General features: G+C 40.9%; 22 protein-coding genes and 1 pseudogene. 10 read left to right on the forward strand and 13 right to left on the reverse strand.

The features are described from left to right. Positions 1 to 40: 40 nt before the first annotated feature. Positions 41 to 2,497: a type IA DNA topoisomerase gene (locus tag HUW48_RS12635; RefSeq protein ID WP_182416011.1), complete on the reverse strand. Its 2,457-nt coding sequence runs from the start codon at positions 2,495 to 2,497 to the stop codon at positions 41 to 43. A gap of 390 nt (positions 2,498 to 2,887) precedes the next feature. Between HUW48_RS12635 and HUW48_RS12640 the strand changes: the two genes are divergently transcribed. After that, entirely contained in the window at positions 2,888 to 3,244 is a 357-nt protein-coding gene (locus HUW48_RS12640; RefSeq protein ID WP_182416012.1) for a putative quinol monooxygenase, read from the forward strand. A 124-nt stretch (positions 3,245 to 3,368) separates the two neighbouring features. On the opposite strand, the gene HUW48_RS12645 is transcribed toward HUW48_RS12640, so the two are convergent. Both HUW48_RS12645 and hrpB read right to left on the reverse strand, forming a co-directional pair. Further along, on the reverse strand, positions 3,369 to 3,800 hold the full coding sequence (locus HUW48_RS12645; RefSeq protein ID WP_182416013.1) for a hypothetical protein: 432 nt from the start codon (positions 3,798 to 3,800) through the stop codon (positions 3,369 to 3,371). A gap of 402 nt (positions 3,801 to 4,202) precedes the next feature. Beyond that, positions 4,203 to 6,647: an ATP-dependent helicase HrpB gene (hrpB, locus tag HUW48_RS12650; protein WP_182416014.1), complete on the reverse strand. Its 2,445-nt coding sequence runs from the start codon at positions 6,645 to 6,647 to the stop codon at positions 4,203 to 4,205. Positions 6,648 to 6,745: 98 nt separating this feature from the next. Here hrpB and HUW48_RS12655 point away from each other — a divergent pair, with 98 nt between their 5' ends. Further along, positions 6,746 to 8,011, forward strand: coding sequence for a hypothetical protein (locus HUW48_RS12655; RefSeq protein WP_182416015.1), 1,266 nt, complete (start codon positions 6,746 to 6,748; stop codon positions 8,009 to 8,011). 510 nt (positions 8,012 to 8,521) lie between these two features. On the opposite strand, the gene HUW48_RS12660 is transcribed toward HUW48_RS12655, so the two are convergent. The 5 genes from HUW48_RS12660 to HUW48_RS12680 form a co-directional block, all read right to left on the reverse strand. Beyond that, entirely contained in the window at positions 8,522 to 8,776 is a 255-nt protein-coding gene (locus HUW48_RS12660) for a type II toxin-antitoxin system Phd/YefM family antitoxin (protein WP_262891512.1), read from the reverse strand. A gap of 148 nt (positions 8,777 to 8,924) precedes the next feature. Continuing rightward, positions 8,925 to 9,179 carry a coiled-coil domain-containing protein gene (locus HUW48_RS12665; RefSeq protein ID WP_182416017.1) on the reverse strand — a complete coding sequence of 85 codons (255 nt, stop codon included), beginning with the start codon at positions 9,177 to 9,179 and terminating at the stop codon, positions 8,925 to 8,927. Positions 9,180 to 9,186: 7 nt separating this feature from the next. Further along, positions 9,187 to 9,672 (reverse strand): hypothetical protein, encoded by a 486-nt coding sequence (locus HUW48_RS12670; protein ID WP_182416018.1) that lies wholly within the window; start codon positions 9,670 to 9,672, stop codon positions 9,187 to 9,189. Then, entirely contained in the window at positions 9,669 to 10,127 is a 459-nt protein-coding gene (locus HUW48_RS12675; protein ID WP_220464029.1) for an STAS-like domain-containing protein, read from the reverse strand. The genes HUW48_RS12670 and HUW48_RS12675 overlap by 4 nt, the downstream gene beginning before the upstream one ends. Continuing rightward, positions 10,108 to 11,139 carry a hypothetical protein gene (locus tag HUW48_RS12680; RefSeq protein ID WP_182416019.1) on the reverse strand — a complete coding sequence of 344 codons (1,032 nt, stop codon included), beginning with the start codon at positions 11,137 to 11,139 and terminating at the stop codon, positions 10,108 to 10,110. Before HUW48_RS12680 ends, HUW48_RS12675 begins: the two co-directional genes overlap by 20 nt. A 362-nt stretch (positions 11,140 to 11,501) precedes the next feature. On the opposite strand from HUW48_RS12680, the gene HUW48_RS12685 reads away from it, so the two are divergent. Next, entirely contained in the window at positions 11,502 to 11,651 is a 150-nt protein-coding gene (locus HUW48_RS12685; protein WP_182416020.1) for an antibiotic biosynthesis monooxygenase family protein, read from the forward strand. Positions 11,652 to 11,834: 183 nt separating this feature from the next. Here the strand turns inward: HUW48_RS12685 and HUW48_RS27280 are convergent, their stop codons facing one another. From HUW48_RS27280 to HUW48_RS27600, 3 genes and pseudogenes are all read right to left on the reverse strand, one after another. Further along, positions 11,835 to 12,182 (reverse strand): aldose epimerase family protein, encoded by a 348-nt coding sequence (locus HUW48_RS27280; RefSeq protein WP_317173804.1) that lies wholly within the window; start codon positions 12,180 to 12,182, stop codon positions 11,835 to 11,837. Beyond that, a complete protein-coding gene (locus tag HUW48_RS12690) occupies positions 12,122 to 12,862 on the reverse strand; it encodes an aldose epimerase family protein (RefSeq protein ID WP_262891513.1) in 741 nt (246 codons plus the stop codon). Before HUW48_RS12690 ends, HUW48_RS27280 begins: the two co-directional genes overlap by 61 nt. A gap of 214 nt (positions 12,863 to 13,076) precedes the next feature. Then, positions 13,077 to 13,196 (reverse strand): annotated as a pseudogene (locus HUW48_RS27600) (hypothetical protein); the annotation flags it as partial. A 15-nt stretch (positions 13,197 to 13,211) separates the two neighbouring features. Between HUW48_RS27600 and HUW48_RS12700 the strand changes: the two are divergent. From HUW48_RS12700 to HUW48_RS12710, 3 genes are all read left to right on the forward strand, one after another. Further along, a complete protein-coding gene (locus tag HUW48_RS12700; protein ID WP_182416022.1) occupies positions 13,212 to 13,463 on the forward strand; it encodes a hypothetical protein in 252 nt (83 codons plus the stop codon). A 304-nt stretch (positions 13,464 to 13,767) separates the two neighbouring features. Then, positions 13,768 to 15,585: a prolipoprotein diacylglyceryl transferase family protein gene (locus HUW48_RS12705; protein WP_182416023.1), complete on the forward strand. Its 1,818-nt coding sequence runs from the start codon at positions 13,768 to 13,770 to the stop codon at positions 15,583 to 15,585. 1,144 nt (positions 15,586 to 16,729) lie between these two features. Next, positions 16,730 to 18,340, forward strand: a complete 1,611-nt coding sequence (locus tag HUW48_RS12710; protein ID WP_182416024.1) for a hypothetical protein — start codon at positions 16,730 to 16,732, stop codon at positions 18,338 to 18,340. A 98-nt stretch (positions 18,341 to 18,438) separates the two neighbouring features. Here the strand turns inward: HUW48_RS12710 and HUW48_RS12715 are convergent, their stop codons facing one another. Together HUW48_RS12715 and HUW48_RS12720 are read right to left on the reverse strand one after the other, a co-directional pair. Continuing rightward, the gene (locus HUW48_RS12715) at positions 18,439 to 19,572 is read right to left on the reverse strand and encodes a sensor histidine kinase (RefSeq protein WP_182416025.1); all 1,134 of its coding nucleotides are present in this window, start codon (positions 19,570 to 19,572) and stop codon (positions 18,439 to 18,441) included. A 474-nt stretch (positions 19,573 to 20,046) separates the two neighbouring features. Then, the gene (locus HUW48_RS12720; RefSeq protein ID WP_182416026.1) at positions 20,047 to 20,808 is read right to left on the reverse strand and encodes a ThuA domain-containing protein; all 762 of its coding nucleotides are present in this window, start codon (positions 20,806 to 20,808) and stop codon (positions 20,047 to 20,049) included. A gap of 148 nt (positions 20,809 to 20,956) precedes the next feature. Here HUW48_RS12720 and HUW48_RS12725 point away from each other — a divergent pair, with 148 nt between their 5' ends. The 4 genes from HUW48_RS12725 (at position 20,957) to HUW48_RS12740 (ending at position 25,643) form a co-directional block, all read left to right on the forward strand. Then, positions 20,957 to 21,100 carry a hypothetical protein gene (locus HUW48_RS12725; RefSeq protein ID WP_182416027.1) on the forward strand — a complete coding sequence of 48 codons (144 nt, stop codon included), beginning with the start codon at positions 20,957 to 20,959 and terminating at the stop codon, positions 21,098 to 21,100. 877 nt (positions 21,101 to 21,977) lie between these two features. Beyond that, a complete protein-coding gene (locus HUW48_RS12730; protein WP_182416028.1) occupies positions 21,978 to 22,883 on the forward strand; it encodes a DUF6515 family protein in 906 nt (301 codons plus the stop codon). A gap of 240 nt (positions 22,884 to 23,123) precedes the next feature. After that, positions 23,124 to 23,372: a hypothetical protein gene (locus HUW48_RS12735; RefSeq protein WP_182416029.1), complete on the forward strand. Its 249-nt coding sequence runs from the start codon at positions 23,124 to 23,126 to the stop codon at positions 23,370 to 23,372. Positions 23,373 to 23,834: 462 nt separating this feature from the next. Beyond that, positions 23,835 to 25,643 (forward strand): mechanosensitive ion channel family protein, encoded by a 1,809-nt coding sequence (locus HUW48_RS12740; RefSeq protein ID WP_182416030.1) that lies wholly within the window; start codon positions 23,835 to 23,837, stop codon positions 25,641 to 25,643. Positions 25,644 to 25,914 lie beyond the last annotated feature (271 nt).

The raw sequence follows: 25,914 nt of genomic DNA on the forward strand, positions 1-25,914 counted from the left end.
CTTAACTTGTTTAAATTATTTTTAACAATAATTCCGAACTTCAATCAAACTTAAATATTACTTTACCTTCTTCGTTAAGCTTCAATACAGCCTCAAATTTATTTCCGGTTTTAGGCGACACAAATCCTTTTAGCTTGGGGGTTTTACCTTTAAGTAAAATATCCACCACATTTTTCTCCGATAGAGTTTTACCCGCAATGGCAAATGGCACTAAAAACGAGCAACCTTCCCGGAACCGACTGCAACCATATGCCGAATTACCTTTTAAAACTTTACCTATTCGGCATTTCGGGCATTTTTCGAATGGGTCAGTAGCCGGCTTTTTATCTGTTGGTAGTGCTTTTAAACTTAAATTATCATCCAGAATTAAATAGACATCAGTTTTACCAGCCTGATCTGGTATAACAAATCCTTTCAAAACCGGACTTTTACCTTTCGCTAATAAGGTTTGAATAGCTTTAGCCGGAATTTCTTTTTCCCCGAACGTAAGGGGTAACCGAAAAGAACACCCATCTTTCCAGCGGGAACAGCCGTAAGCCTGGCTCCCTTTTAATATATGCCCCGTTTTACAGGCCGGACAAAGACCAAAGCCCGGTGTATTCTCCTTAGTTGCTTTGGTTTTTACTTTATTTTCGGTGGATTTGCTGGCGCTTGGTTTTGTAGTAGTTTCGGGAGTGGAAACGGGTTTTGGCTCAATGGCCATTACGGTACGGTCGCTTTTTACCTCCCGCACCATTTCATCTACTAAATTTTTTAATTCGGTTAAGAAAGCCGCCGGCGAAAAATCCCCATTCTCAATCTGGCGCAATTTTTTTTCCCATTGCCCGGTTAACTCCGGTGATTTTAAAGTAGGGTTTTTAATAACTCCAATCAGGTCGATACCCATTTGGGTGGGTAAAATCTTCTTTTTATCCTTCCGGATATATTCCCTTTTGAACAGCGTTTCGATAATAGCGGCCCGGGTAGAAGGCCGGCCAATGCCATTTTCTTTTAGTACTTCTTTTAGTTCTTCGTCTTCTATTTGTTTACCGGCGGTTTCCATGGTGCGCAACAAGGTAGCCTCGGTATATTCCTTGGGCGGACTGGTCATTTTTCGATCCAGCATAGGTTGGTGCGGTCCATGTTCCCCTTTTACAAAGGTAGGTAGTACGGCATTTTCTTCTTCTTTTTCTTCGGAGTTGGCCTCGGTGGGCGTTTTCTTCGTTTCTTCTTCTTTGCCGTATATTACCCTCCAGCCCGGCTCTAAAATTTGCCGGCCTTTGGCCCGGAAAGTATGTTTGGCGGCCTCGCCGGTTACCGTAGTGTTGCTCACAATACAATCCGGGTAAAAAGCAGCCAGAAAACGTTTCACAATGCTATCGTACACACCGGCTTCGGGGCCATATAAATTATTGGCGGCGGCTCCCGTTGGAATAATAGCGTGGTGGTCGGTAACTTTGTTATTGTTAAATACTTTGGCGGTTTTCCGGATTTTGGCTTGCAACAAAGGTTCCGTTAAAGTCCGGTAAGCCGATAAGCCTTGCAGAATACCTGGAATTTTGGGGTACATATCGTCGGGTAAAAAAGTGGTATCTACGCGCGGATAGGTAACTACTTTTTTCTCGTATAAACTTTGTACCGTTTTCAAGGTTTCGTCTGCCGATAAACCCATTTTATTGTTGCACTCAATCTGCAACGAAGTTAAATCGAACAAGCGGGGCGGACTCTCAACGGCTTTTTTCGTTTCAATGTCGGTAATGGTTAGTTCTTCCTGCTTTATTGCTTCCAGAATAACCTGCCCTTTTTCTTCCTGCAAAAATTTTCCGGCCGTGCTGGCAAAAATTGTTTCGCGGTAAATGGTTTTTAATTCCCAGAAAGGCTCCGGCTTAAAATTCTGAATTTCGTGGTACCGGTTAACAATCATGGCCAGGGTAGGCGTTTGCACCCGCCCCAAAGATAGTAATTGCCGGCCCTGCGCGTACTTAATTGTAAACAAACGGGTAGCATTCATGCCCAGCAGCCAATCGCCGATGGCCCGGCTTTTACCCGCCTGGTAAAGCAAATCAAACTCCGAACCTTCTTTTAAATTTTGAAAACCCTGCCGGATCGCTTCTTCGGTGAGCGACGAAATCCAGAGGCGTTTAAATGGTTTCCGGTACTTGGCTTCGGTAAGTACCCAACGTTGAATTACTTCCCCCTCCTGGCCCGCATCGCCGCAATTAATAACCAGAGTAGCCGTTTCGAGCAGTTTTTTTATAACTTTAAATTGTTGCTCCACGCCTTTGTTTTGCAGTAATTTAATGCCAAAATTTTCCGGTATCATGGGCAGTTCGTGGATGCTCCAGCGCTTCCATTCGGGGCGGTAATCTTCGGGTTCGCGTAACTGGCAAAAATGCCCGAAGGTCCAGGTTACCTGGTAACCATTCCCTTCAAAATAACCATCCTTTTTACTTTTAGCGCCAATTACCTGCGCTATTTCGCGGGCAACACTGGGCTTTTCGGCAATACAAACTTTCAACTTTTAGCTTTCTGGTAACACAATCGCGGGTAACTATCATCAAAATTACACTTTCTGCAGCATTTTCCTTTGATTTTTATTTCCATTTTGCGCAAAGAGTAACTGATAAATATTTCGATAAAAACTGTAATTGAAGCTGGTACAATTTTACCCTACCTGCCTAAAAATACTGAATTATCAGTATTGCATAACTTGCTCAAATAAACTAACATGCGCCCGCATAGGCCGCATTTTAAAATTGTTGGTTGAAGGGTATTTTAATAAATAGAAATAGTAAAAAACTTTCCTTATTGTTTAGCAGACAACCGGAAGTGCTTCTTTAACTTCTTGTTACAGATTTCATTAAAAATATTCAAGTGTATTATTTATAAAACCCTAAAACGAATCGATATGAGTAATCAAGTGCAATATACCGTGGAGCTTACAATTGCGGAAGGTAAAATGGAGGCGTTCAGGAAAATTATTGATTCCTTCCGGGAAGCTATTCAAAACCATGAGCCAGACACCAACGCTTTTCAGATTTACTTTAACCAGGACGAAACTAAAGCGTATTTGGTAGAGTCGTTTAAAAGTTCAGAGGCAGTGTTAGCTCATTTTGCCAATGTTGGGCCAATGTTACCTGAACTCCTGGCGGTTGCACCTATTACCCGTTTAGATGTTTTTGGCAATTTAACCAAAGAGACAGAAGAAGCGGTGAAACATTTAGGAGCTAACATTTATAAATATCATGCAGGCTTTATCCGATAATAACTTGTTTTATATAGAATAGCCGCCACTATCTTTACGCGTACAACTTTAGCTCCCGGCTTTATGTCTGGAAGTTATACTCAGCGCCATTTATTTGTGTAACCTATTCTGGTAGTTGAAGCAACTATAACTGGTTATTTTCTTTTGCCTTCATAAAATCTTCCTTGTCGAAAATTTTAATACCGAACCGGATAGGGGTGTCGTAAGTCATTAGGCTAAAAACGAAAGTATTATTAGCGTAATCTGTGTAAGATGAAAGGGAACTTACTCCTTTTAATTCATTTCCGGTTTCTATTCTACTCATTTTATATCGCTTAATCTTTTTATGTATTCGGGTTAAAGCTTTTAGGTTAAAGTAATTATATAATATTCGGGATGAACTTTTAGGTAAGTAGTAGAGAACACACCAAGCCTCCGCTCCTTTCTCCATATTTCCTACCTCTACCGGATTATAAGCCCACACTGCCTTTCCCATGAAGTCGGCTGTGGGAGCATTATTTATCATGAACAACCAGCCTTTTTTATGAAGCTTTTCCGTTATTTCATTTTGTTGCATTCGCTGGAATTTTAATAACTGCTTTAGGCTAAGATTCTGGGCACCACTTGACAGAGAGCAAAAGCATAAAAAAGCAATGAGTAATCGTTTCATGTAAATTTTAAATAAGAAGCTGTTTCGCCTTTTATAAGTTTATCCATTATAGGGTTATTTCCGCAACAATTAATTGGTTGCAAGCTCCTTTAAGATAGTGAGGACACCACCTTAGGCAACTTTTTTACTTTTTTTATATTATTAAATTTATAATTGTTAAACAGCTATTAAGATAACTAAGGAAAGAGACGAATTAAATGATAAAGGATGAGTTAGGGAAAAAGCCACCCTCCTAATGTAGGAGGAGTGGTTGTTTTCCTATTAAAGGTGCGAGTGAAAATGAATAATTAATTTTGTCCAGGTACTTATTTACCTAAGCAGCCAATTTACCTTAGGGAATTTTTCATTTAACATAATTTTCAAACTTGGATACTCTTCCCGCCAGAATTTACTTAAGTCTGATACAACTACTAATGGCTTTAAATCCGGCGTAAGTAAGTGCAGCTCTACGGACATCTCTCCTTCGTCTATTAGTGGTTGCTCGTGCCAACTTAATACATCCTGTAACCGGATTTCTAAAACGGGCGGGGCACCGTTGGCAAAATATTCCAGTTCCATGGTTGAACCATCGGGTAAAGTAATTTCGGCGGGAGCTAAACTATTTAACCGCGCCTGCAACTCCGCATCTAAAAAACCGGCTAAAATCAACAATAAATCTATCTGAAATAAATCCTCCGGCACTTCCACATTTACTAAATACGGTTTAATCCACTCCCCATTCGTAGCCAGCAAGGTAGGCGTGCTCACGTCAGGCCAGGATTCCTGGGGGCGCCATTTGCGGAGACTGAGTACGCGGTTTTGCCATTGGTTTACGGCTTCCGAAAAGTTTAGCAGTTCCTCGCCTTCGCGTTTCAGGGCATCTGAAATAGCGGCGGGACGGTGTTTGTCGTCGGGCGTAGGTAAAGGTTTGCGTTGCAGCACAATGGAGCCGATGCGTAAATCCGAGGAAGCGGTGAGTTCGCCGTCGGTGGTGTCCCAGGTAATGGTTTCCTGCTTTTTTACGAGTGGGGCCAAATCTTTGGGGTTGAGCGGCGATGCTAGGAATATTTTACCCATGCCTTGGCGGGCATCCAGTTTGGCTACGGCCAGCCAGGGATCGTGGGCCAGGTCGTCGCGGTGACCGGCCTGGGCGTATTTGCCGTTAGCCAGCTGGAACTGCGCGTTGTTGCCGGGGCGGGCGCAGGCAATGCGCTCGGGGTAGCAATACGCCAGCAGCACGCCCGTTTCGTAAGGGTCTACAGCTCCGTTATCGGGTGTTATTTCGAACATCCGGCGGTACTGGGTGGCTATTTTTTCTATTTTCTTCAGGCCTTTGCCGCCTACGTTTTCCTGGCGGTAGCGGCTCAAAGCTTCAATCCGTAGATTTATATCAATGCCGGCATCGCGGGGCAGCGGGTCGCGCTCTTCCAGGATGGCGGCAATATCGGTAGCTAAAGTTAGTTGGTCACTTTCCTCGGCGGCTAACAGCATGTGGGCAATGCGCGGGTGCGTGGGCAGCGCGTGCATTTTGCGGCCGTGTTCGGTTATGCGGCCGTGCTCCAGGGCATTGAGCTGGTGCAGGGTTTCGGTGGCTTGCAGCAAGGCGGCTTTGGGCGGCGGACTAAGCCAGGTAAGCTGGTTTATATCGATAATGCCCCACGATGCCATGTCCAGCACCAGCGAGGCCAGGTCAGCTTCCAGGATTTCGGGGGTACGGTGCGGCGCGAGGCGGGCGTGGGTGGCTTCGGTCCAGAGGCGGTACGCGGTACCGGGGCCTAACCTACCGGCCCGGCCGGCGCGCTGGTCGGCGGCGTCTTTGCTGATTTGCACGGTTTCCAATCGCGACAAGCCGGAGTTGGGGTCGAAGCGACTGGTTTTGCCGTAACCGCAATCTACCACCACAGACACGCCCTCAATGGTTAAACTGGTTTCGGCAATAGAGGTCGCCAGCACCACTTTGCGGCGGCCGTTGCGGTCGGGCATAATGGCAGCGTATTGCTTGTTGGGCGGCAGCATGCCAAACAACGGATGAATAACAATTTCGCGGGAAAGCTGGCGGCGCAGCAGGCCTTCTACTTTTTTAATGTCGCCTTCGCCGGGCAGAAACACCAGCACATCGCCGGCTTTTTCGCGGAGGGCGCGCTGCACGGTGCGGGCGGTCAGGTCGGGCAGCAGCGATTCGTCCAGGTCGCCGGTGTAAATAATTTCTACGGGGTATTGCCGCCCCTCGCTTTGCACCACCGGGGCGTTCAGTAAACCCGACAGCGAGGGCATATCCAGCGTGGCCGACATCACGAGCAATCGCAAATCGGGCCGGCGGGTGCGCTGGGCTTCGCGGCTCAGAGCCATGGCTACATCGGCGTGGATACTGCGCTCGTGAAATTCATCGAATATTACCAGCCCTACTCCGGCCAGAGCATTATTGGAGTGCAGCATGCGGGTTAAAATGCCTTCGGTTACTACCTCTATGCGGGTTTGCGCGGATGTGCGGTTCTCGAAGCGGATGCGGTAGCCTACCGTTTGCCCCAGTTCTTCGCCGAGCAAAAAACTCATGCGCTCGGCAATGGTGCGGGCCGCTAAACGCCGGGGCTCCAGCATAATTATTTTCTGGTTAGCCAGCCAGGGTTCGTTTAGCAAAGCCAGCGGCAACAAGGTACTTTTACCGGCTCCCGGCGGCGCCTGTACAATCAGCGTGTTACGGGCGGCAAGGTGTTCTATTACGTCCGGGATTATTTCCCGAACGGGTAAATCTATGGTGAAGGGGTTGAAAGGCAAGGTAATTTTAAAAAGTTATTATCAAAGTTAAAAATTAATAAATGGAGAATACTGTACTGATAATAAATTGATTATATTTTGTTCAATAATAATTTACTATGGAAAATTCTTCTCAAGAAAATAACAAATTAGATGAATATTTTAAAATTTTGAATGATTACCATCGACTTCTTTTACTTTTGGCTGCTGCCATTCTCATCTTTGCTTTGTCTCCTGATGAAGCAAAAATATATGAAGATGCAATGTTAGAATTAAAGGATTTTATGACCTATAGCGAAAGAGATAAGATTAAAGGTTACTTAGATTATCTTGACCATGTAGCAGTTGAAAGAGCTATAGATATAAAAATTATGGAAACCCTTCAGGAAATCGTTGGTAAAGAGGGAATATCAGGAGTTGTTTATATGAATGAAGACTTTATAACTAATGAAAAAAAAGGAATAAAGTTATTAGCTGACCTGAAAGGTCTTGATGAAGACAAATTGAATACTATCTCAGAAGGTACTATCGCAGAAATCGGACGACGACTATCAAATTACCCTGATTTTTATTTTTTTGAACCTGATATGAGTGAAATGAAAAAGACACTTTATAAAAGAGGGTTTCCAGATACAATAAAAGCAGGTTATATCCTAACAGATTTTAGATTAGATAACAGTGAAAATGGAATAGAAGACCAATCTAGTATGGTTGGACTATTACTTAATGGAATATCAAAATACTCGGCAGAATTTAGATCAATAGAAAACAAACCAAGTATTTACCTTACTGGTAGTATTAGAGGCAATCTAGTAAAACAAAAAGTAAAGACTATTGCTGAATGGATAGAAGAAAGAGATACTTCAAAAACAATTGAACCATTTGTGCAAAACAGTATAGTATTTCCTAAATTAAGACAAGTATGGGGGGATGTAATGAACAAATCACCTCAAGAAGCATATTTTGTATTACAGGGAAAATGGGAAGAAAAAAAAGCTAACGAAGAACTTACAGTTTTTGAATTGCATTTTCCACAAAATTTGGTCCTTATAGGATGTCCTTTAGTTCTATTTTTATTTCTCTTATACTATTTATCACATTTAAGCATTGTCCTAGAAAACTTAAGATTAGAAAAAGTACAAAAAAGAAGATTTTCTTATCCTTGGATTGGTTTGTATAAAGGGAACATCAATACTATTTTAGTATTGTTTTCTGTTTGGTTACTTCCATCATTTTCTATAATAGCCCTATTTATACGGCTAAAAGCATCTTGGAATTTGGATTTATTTATAGCAGCATTTTTAGGGTTAGGGATAATAATTTTATGTCCTTTTATATTTTGGAATATAAGAGAAATAAAGAAATATTATTCTTTGATTAGCTAAAATTTAATCTTCTCGTTTGATCAATAAGTAATAAGTGTTAGACTTTTAGTTAGCTTAGAATTTACTCATAACTATTTCTAAGTTTAAACCCTACTACTTATCCACTTCTATGTTACTAATTCCCTCAAACTTAATTGATGATTAAAAATTTAAAAGTTTTTAATTTTATAAGGAATTAAACTAAACATTACTTGTAATAATACCAACATTGCGCTACTTCACAAAATTGGTCTATGCCTTCGGTACCAAAAATGCGGTAAACAAGCCGATGCTCGTCATTAATCCTGCAGGACTAAAAACCATTTATATTAGAGAGGAGTTCTGAGGATTTGCCTAACCCTTTAAAGGGAGTACGCCGGATAACTTGTAGCTATTCATTAATTCTATTTACAACAATCAGATCGGTGTTTTGTAAATTTAAGTATTCTTCCGAGGATTAGACCGTAAAAATATTATTCATGTTACTGAGCTGTTCCGGGCTCTAAGGTTTCCAGTGGAAATGTTACCGATTTACCGGCATTTAATTGGGCTTGGATCTTCCAGTTTCAGACAATTAGCGGGCGAAGCAAGCAAATAATTAGTTTCCTGCAAACCAATATACTCTTTCAAAGAAATAATAACCACCGCATCATCATTAGTGTTATTACGCGGCACAATGATAAATTCTCTGGATTGAATCAATTCGTTGAAGTACGATTTAATGCAATGGCGCAAACTATTGATTGAAACAAACCTTATTGATGCAAAACAAATAATACTACACAAATATTAACTAATACTTTGTTGTAAAATGTACCAAGTTAATTAGTTGATGGTACATTAAAGAGATGAAAAACATAAGACATTAGAATTCTTGCAGAATAAATTCATAAAATATAAATATTTATTTCTAATATTAAAAAACATAAAATACCTAAACCTTAATTTTTGAAGGTTTATTTGACTGTTCTAACCTAGTATTTAAATCTTTAATTTCATCCTTCATACTTTCAATCTTTTCATTTAACTCTTTAATTTTTTGATTTTGATCTTCTATTTTAGAATTCAAGTAATTATCTTTTTCTTTTAAATCGATAATTTTATTATTTTGAAGATCTGTTTCTGGATTTACACATGAAGTAAAAAACAAGACACTAATTATATAGATAAAAATAAGTGTATAATTCATAAATAATTTAAAAAATTAAGTTACTATGATCATTTACTTTAACAACTACTTCGTGAAACAATTTTAACTTAGTAGACCTGAACTGTGAAACATCAGAAGCTGTATTGTAAGTCAAACTTGTTAAATTATTACCAAGATAGTTGGAAATATAATGGTTGTCATTTTCTATTTGCGTTTGTAACTTTATAAAATCTCTTACAATTTCATTACTATCCATGCTATAACGATTATCAATTATCTTTGTAATGGTATTCAATTTTGATATATTTACAACGAACTTTTTTTCAACGTCCTTTGGCATAATTGGTTTTTCTAATTCGTCTAAAAAAACAATAATATCAGAATGCAGTTTAACCACCTCGTTCATAAAATAATCCTTAAGGCTTCTTGAATTAATTTGATTTTTTTGAATAATAATCCCTAACCCAATTATTAGTATTGCATTTACAACAATATCAATAATTGCAATTAATTCTGAAACTTTAAACATCATAAAGCAGATTTTTTTTCCCAAACACTTTTTTCAGGAATAGTATTTATTATTCTCCACCAAGGTTTATGATCTTCAGTTTTTCTAGGTAATTCATTTTTGATTCTTTTACTTTCCCAAGCATCGTAAGTATCTTCATAAATATTTTTAATCCAATAATCAAAATCTTCTGATTTTATAATTAAATACTTCTTGACATTCTCTAATTTAAAATCAAAAACCAAATTACCAAATGCTTCATCTATAAATGAAGGAGAATAACCCCTTACTCCATCTAAATCAACTTCTAACTTTTCCTTTTTTACAAATGACTCATAAAAAGCATAGTTTAAGAATTTATGATAGAATTCCTCGCCTGAATTTTCGCTAATGATACTATGCCTTAAACCTGTATATTTCCCTAACACATTTAATACTTTTAACTTGTTTTCCATTTCATTAAATACAATTTTGGTCATATTCCCATTGATAGAATGTTCCATAAAATTTAAAATTACCTCTTTTGAACATATGTGATTTTGAAGGTAGCTGAAAATTCAAATACACATCATTAGTGCAAACTAATAAATTTGATATTTTATTATCTTCAAATATTTTCTTAATTGAAGGAAGGCCTCTGTTTCTATTTATTTCTTGGGATAGAGACCCGTATTTTCTTTCAAAAGCTCTATTTAATATTTCCAAATTATCTCGAAAAAAGAACAAATCTACTAATTTAAGCTTTTGACTAACATACAACGTATCAAGTATTCCTCTTCCAAGGTCAGTAACGTTAAAAATTACTTTACCATTATCCTTGTAAACACCAATTTGCCATTGTTGATTATATGAGTTACTCCATTCAATTGCATTTCCACCAATTTCTTTTAACATAGTGATGATTTCATCAGAAAAACCTTCTTTACCAGATACATATTCATAAGCATCTATTGAAATATTCTCAAAATTTTCAAAATCCTTCAGAGTTAATTTTCCTTGTTTTTTTTCAAGTGAAAAATAGTTTCCTTTACTTTTAATTTGAATTTCCTTTGCTTCATCCTCACTGACTCTATTTAAAAATCCTGATTCAAGAAGAGATTTCTTACAATCTTCATTTCTAGGATAAGTACCTTCAAAGCTAATTCCATAAAACTTAGCTTCCTCAAATATACATTTCAAAATACTAATAGTAGCGAAGTCAATTTCTTTAACTCTTGATAATGAAATTCTAAATTTTCTTTTTCCTTCAACAATTGAACATTTGTCTTTTGAACGTAATGAGTTAAAAAAATTCAAACATAACTCTGGATTATCAATAAATCTAAAATCTTCAGGAGCAAATATAACTTCCTTTATTACTGAACTAATTTTTGTTTTTCTTTTGGAAAATAAATATCCTTTCCTTTTTCGTTCAATAATAATTCTTCTTCTCTTAAAAATTTTATTTTGTAAGATTGTTTCAGCATTATAGGCTTTTTTATTTGAACTCATTTTTTAGTTTATTCACATTCTTTTTTATGCTGTTAAGTTTTATTAAGTTAAAAATTAACCAAAAACTATTTAGAAGCTTAGGAAACCGTATGGAATGTAGTAATGTAAATTCATATATTATTGCTATGCAAATTTCAAGTTAATTTTTAGTTTTATTTTAAAATTTGTTTTAATGATGGGTTATAAAGATGTATTTTATCAAATTCTGAATCCGTAGCAAATTAATAAAGAAAATAAAAAATTTACTTTATTTAAATTAATACCTTTCGGATCTAGTCTCAAGTTAGTTATATATCTACTACAAATTAAAAGCTTTAATTAAGATTGTTTATTAACTTAAAATTGGCAATATAATTAAGCAAATGCAAAAAGCCACTATGTATTTCCTAAACCTCAAATCGCAGGTGCCGCAGATTTTGAAAATAGAAAGTTGCCCGGATGCGAGCCTCGTGCAGAAGCAGGGCAAGTACACGCATTATTTTGTGGTAACAGTAAAAGACCAGCCGGATTAAGATGCTTATGATTTCCACCCCAAACATAAAGCTTTTAGACAATTCGGTAGATTCGTTGCTGGTCAAGGTAATAATATTAAATTGTTGAGCCGATTAAGTGGCACGCTTCTCTGGGGTTATAAGCTAATGGTCATTACCCAAAATCAGTTTCGGCTACTGGCTTTTTCCGGTACAATTAAAATGTTAAAAAGTAGTTATTTTGTAAACGGTAGTTTCCTGGAATGTTTCTCCAGGTTGTAAAATAGTGCTGGGAAAAGTCGGCTGATTGGGAGCATCCGGAAAATGGTTTGTCTCCAGGGTAAACCCCTGGTATTGTTGGTAAAATTGGTCTTGTTTTCCAATAAAGCTGTTATTCAGGTGGTTGGCGGTATAAAAATGAATACCGGGTTGGGTAGTATACACCTCCACCTGTCGGCCACTGGCGGGGTCCAGCGCCCGGGCAGCAAGCGATAAGTTGCTATCTGTTTTATTCAGAACAAAAGTATTATCATACCTTTTGTTGGCACTATACCGCTGCCTATAACTTTGGATTGGGTAAAGTCCATGGGAGTATGGTGCACGGACGGCATTTCGCCGGTGGGTATGATGGTTTCATCAACCGCAATGTAGGCATCCGCATTCAGGTATAATTGGTGGTTTTGGATGGTATCGGTGCCGCCGGTTAAATTAAAATAGCTGTGGCTCGTCAGGTTCACCGGCGTGGGCTTATCGGTTTCGGCACTAATCTCAATTCGGAGTTCATTGTTATCAGACAGGGAGTAAATAACCCGAGCCGTTAAATTACCCGGATATCCTTCTTCCCCATCCGGGCTCTGATAGGTTAACTCTAACGTATTTTGGCTGGTTACCTCGGCCTGCCAGATTACTTTCGCAAAACCTTTTAGCCCGCCGTGTAAATGATTAGGGCCATTGTTTATTGCCAGGGTATAGATTTGCCCATCGAGGGTAAATTGGCCTTTGGCAATGCGGTTAGATACCCGGCCTATGATAGCGCCAAAGTTCGATTCATCGGCTAAGTAGCCGGCCAGATCATCGTAACCCAGTACCACATCAACGAGCTGGCCTTTTTTATCCGGCACCAGGATAGAAGTAATGCGGCCGCCATAAGGGGTTATTTTTACCTGCAAGCCATTCTGGTTAGTTAAGGTAAATAAACTAATTTCCTGCCCATCCGGCATCTGTCCGAAGACTTCTTCTGTTATGTTACCCATGCACGTAGTTCTGATCTGATTTAAGATTAAATGTAAGCAAGAAAACCAGCATTTACCTTATTTCTGTTTTTACTTTCATCAGCTTTTAAACAGGGTAAATCTTCAACGGTTTTTAGAAGTAAAATTTTTTGCTTTTTTTACTTATTAATAGCAAATTGGTTTACATCGTAAATAATTTGCTATTAATAAGTAAATGAAAGACAATTTTTAACATTTAGCCCAGGTCTAGCCTGTAGGGATCAAGCTGTATTAAATTATGGGAAACCAGGTTAGCAGTATTCCGTTCTTTTAAATGTTGAATCAGCATAATTTCGGTAATGGCCGGAATACATTTTTTTAACTCACTTTAATGCTTGGTGGCCGGCAGCCAATCTTAAAGAATAAGGAATTTCCAGCTGCTGCCTATTTTGCTCAGAAGATAGGTAACCGGCCACTTCGCGCGCACGATATTACTATTCCGGTTATCCGAAGCGGCTTCTTGTACTTTGGTCAGGCTTTGGCGGTAATAAGTGGTTTCTTCTGGAGAGGTAAGAATTTTTTACAAATACGAGCAGCCTTTAAGAAACAATACGGGAATAGGGCCCTATCCTCGAAAAGGTAAATTCCATTGAATCCGGAAAAGCGTTCAACCAGCCTGTACTCTCCATCATTTTTCTAAAATCAGAAAACACCTTGTAAATTTTCAAGGTTTGCGGTTACCCTCAATCAATAAAAAGCAAGGGTGCATTCCTAAAAATTTACTAAATCAGTCAGTAAAAAAGAGAGAAAATACCTGCTGGCGGAATATGTTTTTATTCCTGTTAATTATTTAAATTTTTATGTATATTCCTGCAAGTTAACCTCCTACCGGTTAATAGATTAAGTTGTACTGTGCTTCCCCGTTCTCACCTTTAACCTTTCGCCTCATGAACAACTTACTCTTTATCTTTGTCAATGCCGACGGCGGTTTTTACTACGATTTATTTTACTTGTTCGCCTTTCTGGTAGGGTATTTTTTATTGTTGTGGATTGGGGTAAAAAGAAAATACAACCTGGTAGCCTGGCTGCTGGTGTTAGCCGGCACCCGGTTCTTTTTCATTATCGGTACCAAATTATTTTCGTATTCGGAGGCCGAATGGCAGGTACTCTTAACGGAACATTATTTCCCGGCTACATCGGGTAAAACCCTCTTGGGCGGACTATTGCTGGTGGCCATCGGGTTCTTTTTACTAAAAAAGATTCTGCGACTAAAAACCGAAACGCTGGATGCTTTTGCCTTCGTTATTCCCTTATCTATTGCTTTACAGCGGCCCGGCTGCTTCCTGGCTGGTTGTTGTTACGGCAACCCAACTACAGTGCCCTGGGGCGTGCAGTATTTGCCGGGCACTTTGCCCCATTACCACCAGTTTCAGGCGGGTCTTATTCAGGCGCAGGAAATGTATTCGTTGCCGGTGCACCCCAGCCAGTTATACGAAGCCCTGAACGGATTGCTGGTGGTGGGTTTATTGCTGTTGCTTCGGCGGCACATTAAAGCCCCCGGTAATTTGTTAACTGCTTCTATTCTGTTGTATTGCTTTTTCCGGTTTTTTTTGGAATTCTTCCGGTCGCCGTTGGCGCATACTACGGGTGGTTCTCCGGCAGGCGGATTAATAACGCTGCAATGGGGTATTCTGGTAGTTATTGGTTTTCTGGGTAGTTTGTTTTTTTACCGCGAAAAGCATTTTACGCCTGAGGCTAGCCCCGAAAAATTACCGTCCGTTACGGTCACCGTTTTGGTTCTGCTGAGCCTGGTAGTCATTACCTGGAGTTTGCGCGATTGGTTTACGTTCACCGAATTGCTGGCGTTAAACATGGCCTTGTACCCCGCCATTGTACTGGTAAGCTGGTATGTATTCGGGAATATATTTGTGCCGCAATTCCGGTGGGTGGCGCTGGTTACACTTTTATTGCCCCTATTTTTAATGAGCCAAACCTTGCCCCTGAGCCGGCCCGACTCAACAACCAATATCTCCGGGCAAAAATCCTATCATACTTTTAAAATCGGATTTGGCGAAGGCAATTTCCAGAACTCCTATTTTATTGGCCATGTCAATGGCTGTGGGCGGGAAGGTAACGTTAAATATTATTTGCAGGATTATACACTAGGCGCAGCGGGGTACGCTATTACCCAACAGAAAGGCAATAAAGAAGTAACGTACGGCCTGAATGCTTTCCTGGGCAACCACCAGGAAACCGATATTACCAGCGGTATGCCCGGTGAGACGCATAAAACCACCTTATTTGGAGTAAACCCTTATATAAAGCTGGATAAAAAATGGTACGGATTGGGCGCCGGGCTCCACGTGGGTAATTTACGGTACATCCTCGAAGATAAAGAGGAAAGTGGCTCGGGTATGCCCGGCTGGGGCAGCCGCAAAACACCCGTATACCCACAGTTCAATGTCAGGATTGGCCCTACCCGGATAGCTTTTGTTGACTTTCGTTTGGCTGACCAGTTTCCCTCGGCTTTACCGGGAATGCGGTACCAGGCCAGTATTGGTTCGGGTTTCGGCATTCGGAACGGCTCTTATGCCCGTTTTGGCACGAACGGGGCGCACTCGTTTGTAAGCGGAAATTTTGTATTTCAGAACCGGCTGGTAGTAGAACCACTTTACTTATGGGGTGATCCGCAGGAGTTTTTACCGCAGGAAAAAAGGCAGCACCAATTTGGCATCGGTTTGCATTACCGGTTTAACCAGAAATAAAATCCTTTAAACCCTACCTGTAATAGATTAAAACTTGGGCATTTTGGCAGGTACTATCGATAGCATCAAACTTGTACATCTGGCATATTCCTGATTTTTAGGTTAAAGTAACTGTTTGAATTCCACCTTTATAATCTGTATATCTCAGCACATTGGTTAACCGTCTACGTAAGTTTTATCCATTTATAAATCCTCCCCCTTCCCCCTCCAAAGGGGGATTTATCTGCAATATAGGACCATCTAAAATTCTTAAAGAAGAGTTTAGAAATTGTAAAGTGACCAGGATTAAGAATAAAACGAGTGTCCCCCTTTGGAGGGGGTTGGGGAGGATTTTAGCTAAAAGTCCCACTTGGTTATATCGCGAGCGTCCTCGCTCGTGAGTTTCATCGTCCGGCCTCTAGCCGGTAGTAAATTATCTTATTATCTCCGTAGCTAAAGCCTATTTGTATGCCCGGCCAGAGGCCTACCCAATAGTAGCCACGAGGCGGGAGCCTCGCGCCAGGGTATATATACCAGGGTACATATAAAAGAACTTAACGGCTTTGCCCTTCAGTAAAGGATTCAACTATCAAGAATTAATAAATTCGAATGATAAACCACTTCACCCATTCGCTTTACAGTTGAGTACTTTGGGTAATTGCCGAACCGGAATGAGGTTTGCAAAGTAAAAATACTACCCTACCTCAACCATTTATTCTATACTTTACTTAAACTAAGATTTAAGGCCTTGTTAAAATATAGAAGGGTAAATGCCGGTACTTCCAAATAATTTTTAATGACCCAAGCTTCAAACAGCCAAGCCAAAAGCAACCAGGCACTTTAACTCATTACAGAGATTCCCTCACTTTTTGAGTAATGTTAATCCTTTACTTTTTTATTCCCGGAGGTAATTTCCGGTAGAGAAATTTCTAAATAATCAAGTAGCCAGATCAAGATTTAGTATTTTCATTCAAATATTTTAAATAAGGGGGGTAACAAAAGCCTATGTTGGCGAATCTATAAAAAGATGCGGGAACATTGGGTTTATCCTTGCATAAAGGCTAGAACACGCAGGAATACGAGAAATAATTTTAGGTAAAAAAGACTGTCTCTTTTCTTGAAAGTACTCTCCCGGTCTCTGCTACTTGTTAATTTAAAAGATAGAATGCACGCACCAGAAATTGAAGGTCCTGTTCATTTAAGCGAATTATACATATACCCGGCTGCCGATTCTTTGTACGTATTAGGCGAAACCTTAGCCAATTTTAATGCTTCCGGCAGTTATTACCCTTCTAACTTTTTCGAGAACTTTACCTTCGACCGTATTAAAGGTCGGTGGCGGATGCAAAAGGCTAATTACCGGCACGAAGCCCGGCTAGACCCGGAAATTGCCAGCTTGCAATTCCGGAACCTGCCATCTAATTACAAAAAAGAATTTTTGGCGGGAATGATTGGTGGTTACGCCCGGCGAGCGTACCAGGTAATTGATCCGCTTTGTCCGGGATACACGCATGAATTTCTATCCTATCTGGTTAGCGGTCCCATTCTATCCGTTACCCAACCGCGGGAAATCAGATTAAACCTAAGCAGCGTTTTTGCCAATTATGGATTAAAGGTAAATTTTAAAACGAGTGAAACGCACGGCTCTTTCTCCGACATTCCCCGGCACCTACAAGAAGTAAACGATTATGATTTACTACTAACAACTATTGTCCTAATCCTGGCCAGGTTAGATGTAAGCCAATGGATAAACCGGCTCGAGAAAATTGATCAAAACAGAACCATAACCAGGCTTTTAGCCATCTTATTCCGGCGAGAAAACGTAAGCTCCTGGGAAGGATTTATAGCCGATTTATTCCGGCTAAAAAAGAAACAATACCAATATGAAGATCTAATTAGCTACCAGCCGGCACCAATCCGGGGTTTGTTCAGTTTTATAGAGCAATTTTACGTAACAAATCGGGTACCCGAGGAAGATGTTTTCGGGGAAGGGTTAAAGCTTTTAAAAAATACTTTGGCCACCCTGGCTCAGAACAAAGTTTTGAACGGATATACCTACATTGAAGCTTTGGTAGATGGGATAGATTACCTGGCGCAAGTAGCCGACCAGCAAGGTGACACCATGACTTCTATTTCCCTGGCCCAATCTTCTACCATTCTGCTGCAATTACTTTCGCCGGAACCAACCGGCATGGAAGAACGCTTATCCCGCTCCGAAATGTCCAACTATTACTGGGACAACTTAACCGTAGACAGTACCCGGGAAAAAGATAATTTACTAAAAAATTACTTACCCTTAAATTATGTGGCCTATAACAACTCCCGGAGTAAAACTTACCTGCAATGCTTTTCTACGTCGCATAATTTATTTAATGAGGAAAAAGTAAGTAACCATTTATGGACGGCTCTCTGGTGTAACCGGCGCCTGCAACGCGAAACGCTTATTTTTTTACACGATTTAAGTTCCCAGCTAGATACCTGGCGCGAAGACCAAAAGCAACATTATTTCCTTTTGTTAAAGGATGCTTTTCAATCGTACGTTAATGGCCAGCATAAATTCTCCGATGCCCTGGTTAGTTACCAAAAACCTAACCAAATCAGATCGCATTATACCGATGTTTTTACCGGCCTGGAAGAAGTGGATGCCCATACTTTCCTGAATGTAGAGCAAAGAGCTACCATGAAATTCCATAAAGCTTTACAGGCAGATACATTTGATGGTAGAACACTTGTGGCTTTGCAGGAATTGGTAATGGCGATTGATGGAGTTAAATGATATACACTAATTTTTTTTTAGAAAGAGATTTTATCGAGGATACGCAAACTCTTCGTTAGCCACTACCCTTCGACAAACATTTAATTGTCTTACTCTTTCTACATGCTGTCATTAAAATAAACCTTAAATACGGTGCCCTCCCCTTCTTTCGATTCCACTTCAATTTTACCGCCGGCATTGTCTAGTATCCGTTTTACCATATAAAGACCAATTCCGGATCCTTCTACGTGGTCGTGAAACCGTTTAAACATAGAATAAAGCTGTTGCTGGTGGTGCTGGCTAATACCTAAGCCGTTGTCCTGCACTCGTAAAAGTACGTAAGGCTCCTGCAAACGGGTACTAATTTTAATAATACAACTGCGTTCCGGGTCCTGGTATTTTATAGAATTACTAATCAGATTATACAAAATGCTCCGAAAATTCTTTTTCGAAAACTTTAACTCGTGTACCTGAAAATCGGTTTGAATAAAACATACTTTCCGTTTAACGGGATCTTCTAAATCCACGATAATGTCTTCGTACACCTCTTTTATATCCAGATATTCGTCGGAGGGGTTTTCGATGTAATCTTTCTGCAAACGGCTAATTTCAGTGAGATCGGCAATAGTGTGCTTAAACCGGTTAATCGACGAATTAACGCGTTTTACTATTTCATTAACGGTATTGTTTAAACAACCGGATTCCTGTAATTCTTCCTGCAGTAAATCCATCAGGCCTTCGATATTGGTAATCGGTGAGCGCAGATTATGCGACGCGGTATAAACAAAATTATCCAGGTCGAAGTTAATTTTCTTTAGTTCGGTGTTGGTATGCTCCAGCGCACTTTGCTGCCGTTCGGCTAATTTATCCTGCAGTTCTTTTTGTTTGGTAATGTCGCCGGTAATTTTAGTAAAGCCTAAGTGCTGGCCTGCCTCATCAAAAATAGGCGTGAGCATTAAATCAGCCCAAAAAAGCGCGCCATCTTTGCGTTTTCGCCAATCTTCGGCCTCGTACACGCCTTGCTCTAAAGCTATCTTCATTTCCCGTTCCGGTAAGCCGGCCTGCTGGTATTCGTCCGGCGATAGCACTCCATAATACTGCCCCACAATTTCGTTTTCGGTATACCCTTTTAGCCGTTCGGCGCCTTTGTTCCAGGAGGTTATAATACCCCGGGTATCCATCGCAAAAATGGCGTAATTCTTAATTTGGTTAATGAACAGAGTATTTAATTTTTCTTGCGAATAAAGCGCCATAAACAGGAATCGTAAGTTTATTTCTGTTTACTTTTTATTTTAAATCGGGTTTCTACTTAGGTGTTATTACAACAAAATTTTTAATAACAAGTTAAAAGCTCTTCTTCTAAAGTTAGAAGGAGGAGGCCTGGTTAATTTTTAAACTCACCTTATATTGTCTTTTTACGTATTGGCTTGAAGTATACAAGTCGCATTTTTAATGTTTTTCTTTGGAGCCTTTATACGACTCCAGATATAGATATTTGCAGGATTGGAGAAGATTTCTTTTCTCCTGCGAATTGACTTTTCTCAATTAGTTTGGCTGTATCAGCTATATCATTTAAATTCTTTGAAGGCAAATCATTAAAAATCTTTTTTCCAGTGGATAAACCACGTAAAATAAAAACCCAGTATCCGTTAATCTATTAAGTTAACGAATACTGGGTTGTATAATATTTACTAGTAAAAGTTAAGGTTCGAGGTAATTGGAACAAATTACTTTCTCCCGGTAGCAGCCCAGAATATGCCGGCGTATAAATGATTTAGGAATGCGGGTTCGCTAAAGTTGGTAGGTAAATGCCCTAGTGCGGTATAAAAGGCGCGGCCGCCGTCGTAGTTGTGGTACCAGGCAACCGGGTGTAGTTTGCCCATGCCCTCTCCTTTTACGCGACCCCAGTCTACTTTCGGGTTATACGAGCTTTCGTCTACGCTGAGAATGTAGTTCAGACCAGTGGTTTTTTCCGGGCCAAACTCGTACCATTCCTCAGTCCAAAGGCGGTCGTCCGCAAAGCCTTGTAAACCCGGAAATTTAGCGTCTACGATTTTAGTTTTAGCCGTTTGCACAGTGGGGTGAATATGGAACATGCGGCCAACCAGTTTGGTGTACCACTCCCAATCGTACTCGGTATCGGAAGCGCTATGAATGCCCACAAAACCTTTTCCGGATTGAATAAAGCGCTCCATTACTTTTTGCTGATTCGCATCGAAAATATCGCCGGTAGTATTTACAAAAATTACGGCTTTAAATTGATCCAGGTATTTGTCGGTAAATCCGTTGGGGTCTTCCCACAGCACCACATCAAAATTATTACGAATGCCCATTTGCTGAATGGCCAATACTCCGGCGTGCAAAGATTCGTGGTGCCAGCCTTTGGTAGTGGTTACCAGTAATACTTTAAATTGTTTTTGCGCTTGGCTGCTAAAAGAAATACCTACCTGAAGAATGAAGGTAAAGAGTAGAAGTTTTAATTTGTTCATGCAAGTGAGTTTTGATTAAAAGCGGAAGATAAGAATTTTATTTTTCGGGTTTGTTTCTGTGGTTAGGATTTTTTGAAGTTTGTCTTTGGAGGCAGTTCCAGTCTCCAGGTGGTGGTGCTAACTAGTTTGATATTTCAAGTTTTGCCTCGTGGCCGGCGGGCCTCGTTTGGCTCTCTCGGGCGGTTTAGCGAACCTTGGCTCGTTGCACTGCGCCATGCTACTGCGTAGCACCGGAACGCTAAACCGCCCGAGAGAGCCAAACTGGTGTCAGTTGCTGGTAGCTACTGCTTAACTAACTGCGTAACTAAATCTATGGAGCTTCTTATGCTAATGATAGCACCTTTACTATTGATACGGCTGAAAGAAATTTGTTCCGTCTCAACCTTAAAACGTACTTCTGAGAATTTATTTTTAAATTAAAGTACCAGGAGAAAAGTCCCTTTTCGTAGGTAGGGTTTTAAGTTGTGTTCTGAAAAAATGATCTAACGCGAGCGTCTACGCTCGTGTTGTTCATCGTCCGGCCTCTGGCCGGTAGAAACAGGCGAATGAATGCACTCTGAATAATAACAAGACTATGGGATTCGCCCGGCTGGAGACCTCCTGAATAATCTTCACGAACATAGACGCCCGTGAAAGCAGGATTTAATTAGAACTAATTGGTACTGAAACTTTGGAGGAGTTAAGTAAAAAAAGGCCTTTAAAACTAATCATACTGGTATTTAGCTTCTCCTACTCCCTCCTGGCGCGAGCGTCTACGCTCGTGTCTACTATTTGGTAGGCCTCTGGCCGGGCGCACCAGTAAATTTTTCTACGGGCTAGAGACCGGATATTGCTTCTCCCGAGGAAGATGCAAAGGAGAAGCTAAAAGAACTTAACCCATTTACGGCGGAGAGGACAGGGTAAATAAAAGTAAATTAAAAATCAATTTTTAATTAGGTCCTTTACATAAGCCTCAAATAAGCAATTGGGCAAAATTAATTAACTAAACATGCTATCGAGATCGTAGAAAAAAGGAGTAACATTCCATTGCTTATACACATTAAAGTCTAACATCTGGCATATTGATACTAGTGTCTTTTTTAAGATCAAAAATAAATTTTAAAAATCTGAATATAGAAATTAAACCTTCTTCAGTTTTTATAATCTAACGATTATAAATTATTGCATACATGAAAAGGGTAACAGAACCTATTTTACATTTTAAACCTATTTTTGATTTAAAGAAACCGGCTTTCTTATTGGGAGTAGCTTTGCTGGGTGGGTTGGTTTTTCCGAATTCCAGTTTTGCCCAACGTCCGGACCGGAGTAGTACTCACCAAAACGATAGAACAAACAACCGGGAAAACAACCGTCCATCTGGCCGGGAAAGTGGCAGGCCAAATCGGGAGTTAAGCCGGCCTTCTTCCCCTAGCCTGAACAGAGATTACCGGAACCCCACTCCCCGCCCGGAAATGAGTCGCAAGGAGCGGTACCAGTCCTCTAATCGGGAGCGTTATTCATCGGATAGGGAACGGTACCAATCGCCGGATCGGCAAAGAAGCCGGGAGTTAGCTTATGGGAGCAACAGAAATTACCGCTATCCCGCGCATCCTACTTACCCGGCACCCAGTCATTACAACCGGCCCAATTACCGCAGCCCTAACTGGAATTACAGAAACTTACCCCGAAGAGGTTATTCGGTACCCTTTGCCCCGAGTAGTTCGATAACTGTGGCTTTTGGCGGCGTTTATTTCCATTACGACAATGGCGTTTATTATCGACCCATGAACGGCCGTTACGTGGTAGTGCCCGCTCCTGTTGGTTTGCGTACCCGGATGATCCCTGCGGGTCACCTTCGATTTTTCATTAGCCAACGCCCTTATTACTATTACTACGGTACTTATTACGAACTCCGGAATGGTTACTACGAAGTGGTAAGGCCACCCGTAGGCGCTTTAGTGGAAAGCATTCCGGATGGCTACGAAGAAGTAGTAATTGACGGTGAAACCTATTACATTGTAGATGGGGTACAGTACAAACCGGTACTTCATAATAACGAAATCTGGTACGAAGTACTAAAAGTAGATGGCTATTAACCGAACATATTTTTGTTAGATATAAACTAAAACGCCCGATGAATTTGCCGGGCGTTTTAGTTTATAGAAAGTGGTAAGTAACTAAGCAGAGGTATCAAGATAATAGAGGATAGACTATTGCATAAGTAATACTCAATAGTAAGCATTAGTTGATATAGTAGACTTTGCGGTTCTTCTTTGGAGCCTTTCCAAGTCTCCATTCAGCGGTGCTGATGCGATTCAACGGTCTAAGTTTGCCTCATGGCCGGCGGGCCTCGTTTGGCTCTCTCGGGCGGTTTAGCGAACCTTGGCTCGTTGCACTACGCCATGCTGCTTTGCAGCACCAGAACGCTAAAAGGCCCTCCACAACCAAACTGGTATTTCTTGCGAGTGGCTGCTGATATTACTTTTTTAGTATTATTATCTGGTATGAAGCCGAATTTATTAGAATATGTTGAGACGGAAAGCAGAACTAGGAAGTTTCATTCCATTAATTATTGGCATTACTAGCCGCCTATTATAATCATTTCCCTTCTCCTTCACAATACAAAATGTGGAAGAAAAGCAGTAACTAAACGCAATAGACACCAGTTTGGCTGTGGTGGGCCTTTTAGCGTTCCGGTGCCGACGCAGGAGGCATGGCGCAGTGCAACGAGCCAAGGTTCGCTAAACCGCCCGAGAGAGCTAAACGGGGCCCGCCGGCCACGAGGCAAACTTAGACCGTTGAATCGCATCAGCACCGCTGAATGGAGACTTGGAAAGGCTCCAAAGAAAAAGCTTACTAACCAGCAAAATCTATAATAGCTTTTTGATACAAGTTGGTATAAATGTTTTACTACTCTGCTTTGCCCAGTTTGTAACACCTAGCTACCATAAATTCGTAAACACGAAATCAAACGGCTTTGGTGTGAAAGGAATTGTTACCTGGTATAAATGGCGTAGCTGTAAATCTTTTTAATTTAAAATTTTACCATGAAATTTTTAGTGCCTTTATTTTTATATCTTTTTAAATATTTAAAACCATTATCCGTCTTTGCTAAAATCTTTTTTGTTGCGCTGTTTTTACTGGGCTTGGTAGAAACGCCTGCCTGGGCGCAGTTGTCCTTGCCCAAAAAAGAACAAGTTATTGATTCGGCAGCGGCTGTACCCGATTGGCCAAACGATACCCTTGGACGGCGTACCCCGCGCGGAGCGGTGCAAGGATTTATTCGGTCACTGGCCGACGAAGATTACCCGAAAGCGGCACTGTATTTTAATCTAACCCGCAAACAGAAAAAGCAAGGCGAACAATTGGCGCATTCCCTGCAACGGTTGCTTGATCACGGTGGAGAAATTGTTCCGTATTCTTTACTCAGCGATAACTTTAATGGCCGGGAAGATGATAATCTAGGCACCAATCTGGAACGTGTGGGTAACGCTACTGCCAACGGCGAAAAATTTGATTTATTCCTGGAGAAGACCGAAGATGCTAGTGGTGGCCCGATCTGGTTATTTTCTTCCCAAACTGTTCAGCGCATTCCCAAAGAAATTGAGCAAACCTCTACTCCCATCGCCGATAAGGTAATGCCCGAAGTGATTGTGAAAAACAAATGGGGCGGCGTGCCCATTGGTCATTGGCTAGCCTTGCTGCTTATTGCAATAGGAAGCTATGCTGTGAGCTGGTGCCTGGTGCAGGCTTTCTTGTTTGTGCTCCGGAAAAGCTGGTACCGGGCTACCGAAGATCCTATATCCGGCATTATCACCGCCTTTGTCTTGCCGTTGCAGTTATATCTGGCGCTTTGGTTCTTTTTTGAATTTAGTCAGCGGGCGGGTATCTCCATTATTGTGCGGCAAAAGTTCAGTGTTCTTACGGTAATTATAGGATTCTTCGTGTTTCTGCTGCTTTTGTGGCGGTTAGTGGATGTTTTTGGTCGTTTTATAGAGCGGCGAATGATCCGGCACCAACACCAGGCGGGGCTTTCGGCAGTACTGTTCCTGCGGCGAGGCGCTAAAATTGCCGTTCTTGTTTTTGGAACTATTGGCATTTTAAGTACCCTGGGTTTTGATGTTACTACTGGTTTGGCTGCCTTGGGAGTGGGTGGTTTGGCGTTGGCATTAGGAGCCCAAAAAACGGTAGAAAATTTTGTAGGCAGCGTTACGCTAATTGCCGACCAGCCCATCCGGGTAGGTGACTTTTGCAAAGTGGGCGATACAGTAGGCACCGTCGAAACCATAGGCATGCGCTCTACCCGCATTCGCACTAACGAACGCACCGTAGTTACTATTCCGAACGGGGATTTTTCGTCGCAACGCATCGAAAACTTCGCGCACCGGGATCGCATTTGGTTTCATCCTACTTTCAGCGTCCGCTGCGATACCAGTCCCGACCAACTCCGGTATTTACTGGTAGAGCTGCGCTCCATTCTATATGCGCATCCTAAAATAGATCCCAATTCCGCGCGTGTACGTTTTGTAGGCATTGGCGATTTTTCGTATAACCTGGAGGTTTTCTCTTATGTACTCACCACCGATTTTAACGAGTTTCTGGAAATTCAGGAAGATTTACTGCTCCGGATGATGGACGTAGTAGAAGCCAGCGGTTCGGGTTTTGCTTTTCCGTCGCAAACGGTTTACCTGGGCCGCGACTCAGGAAAATCCGAAGAAAACACGAAAGCTGCCGAAGAAAAAGTAAATAATTGGCGTAACACTCACGATTTACCGCTTCCCAAATTTAGTCCGGAACGTATCGAAAGTCTGCGTAATACCATCCCGTACCCCGCAGACAACGGAAAAAGCAGTTAATGGCTGTGCCCAGAAAATTTTTTTATGAAATGATTGCAGCGGAAAAGCGTAATTTATCTGATATTAATACCTCAGGGTTAGATTAAGAATAGAACAAAAAGTTTATGAATGGAGTACTGTGCTGATACTAGTGCCCTTAAAAGTACTGCCTCAAATTAAATTACCTAATTGTAAATGACCTGCTCCAAACCACTTAGTAGCCAAGGCCAATTTACTATTTGGTAATCGATAAGGCTCTGCCTAAATTGGAGGCAAACCACCGCAAAACAAA

This window comes from Adhaeribacter radiodurans, from assembly GCF_014075995.1.
In the GTDB taxonomy this organism is placed as follows: domain Bacteria; phylum Bacteroidota; class Bacteroidia; order Cytophagales; family Hymenobacteraceae; genus Adhaeribacter; species Adhaeribacter radiodurans.

What these genes read in the sequence shown, in the direction of transcription:
- HUW48_RS12640 (WP_182416012.1), top strand. Translation starts at nt 2,888, where the DNA reads ATGAGTAATCAAGTGCAATATACCGTGGAGCTTACAATTGCGGAAGGT.
- HUW48_RS12645 (WP_182416013.1), bottom strand. Translation starts at nt 3,800, where the DNA reads ATGCAACAAAATGAAATAACGGAAAAGCTTCATAAAAAAGGCTGGTTG.
- HUW48_RS12655 (WP_182416015.1), top strand. Translation starts at nt 6,746, where the DNA reads ATGGAAAATTCTTCTCAAGAAAATAACAAATTAGATGAATATTTTAAA.
- HUW48_RS12665 (WP_182416017.1), bottom strand. Translation starts at nt 9,179, where the DNA reads ATGAATTATACACTTATTTTTATCTATATAATTAGTGTCTTGTTTTTT.
- HUW48_RS12670 (WP_182416018.1), bottom strand. Translation starts at nt 9,672, where the DNA reads ATGATGTTTAAAGTTTCAGAATTAATTGCAATTATTGATATTGTTGTA.
- HUW48_RS12675 (WP_220464029.1), bottom strand. Translation starts at nt 10,127, where the DNA reads ATGACCAAAATTGTATTTAATGAAATGGAAAACAAGTTAAAAGTATTA.
- HUW48_RS12680 (WP_182416019.1), bottom strand. Translation starts at nt 11,139, where the DNA reads ATGAGTTCAAATAAAAAAGCCTATAATGCTGAAACAATCTTACAAAAT.
- HUW48_RS12685 (WP_182416020.1), top strand. Translation starts at nt 11,502, where the DNA reads ATGCAAAAAGCCACTATGTATTTCCTAAACCTCAAATCGCAGGTGCCG.
- HUW48_RS12690 (WP_262891513.1), bottom strand. Translation starts at nt 12,862, where the DNA reads ATGGGTAACATAACAGAAGAAGTCTTCGGACAGATGCCGGATGGGCAG.
- HUW48_RS12700 (WP_182416022.1), top strand. Translation starts at nt 13,212, where the DNA reads ATGCTTGGTGGCCGGCAGCCAATCTTAAAGAATAAGGAATTTCCAGCT.
- HUW48_RS12705 (WP_182416023.1), top strand. Translation starts at nt 13,768, where the DNA reads ATGAACAACTTACTCTTTATCTTTGTCAATGCCGACGGCGGTTTTTAC.
- HUW48_RS12710 (WP_182416024.1), top strand. Translation starts at nt 16,730, where the DNA reads ATGCACGCACCAGAAATTGAAGGTCCTGTTCATTTAAGCGAATTATAC.
- HUW48_RS12715 (WP_182416025.1), bottom strand. Translation starts at nt 19,572, where the DNA reads ATGGCGCTTTATTCGCAAGAAAAATTAAATACTCTGTTCATTAACCAA.
- HUW48_RS12720 (WP_182416026.1), bottom strand. Translation starts at nt 20,808, where the DNA reads ATGAACAAATTAAAACTTCTACTCTTTACCTTCATTCTTCAGGTAGGT.
- HUW48_RS12730 (WP_182416028.1), top strand. Translation starts at nt 21,978, where the DNA reads ATGAAAAGGGTAACAGAACCTATTTTACATTTTAAACCTATTTTTGAT.
- HUW48_RS12735 (WP_182416029.1), top strand. Translation starts at nt 23,124, where the DNA reads ATGGCCGGCGGGCCTCGTTTGGCTCTCTCGGGCGGTTTAGCGAACCTT.
- HUW48_RS12740 (WP_182416030.1), top strand. Translation starts at nt 23,835, where the DNA reads ATGAAATTTTTAGTGCCTTTATTTTTATATCTTTTTAAATATTTAAAA.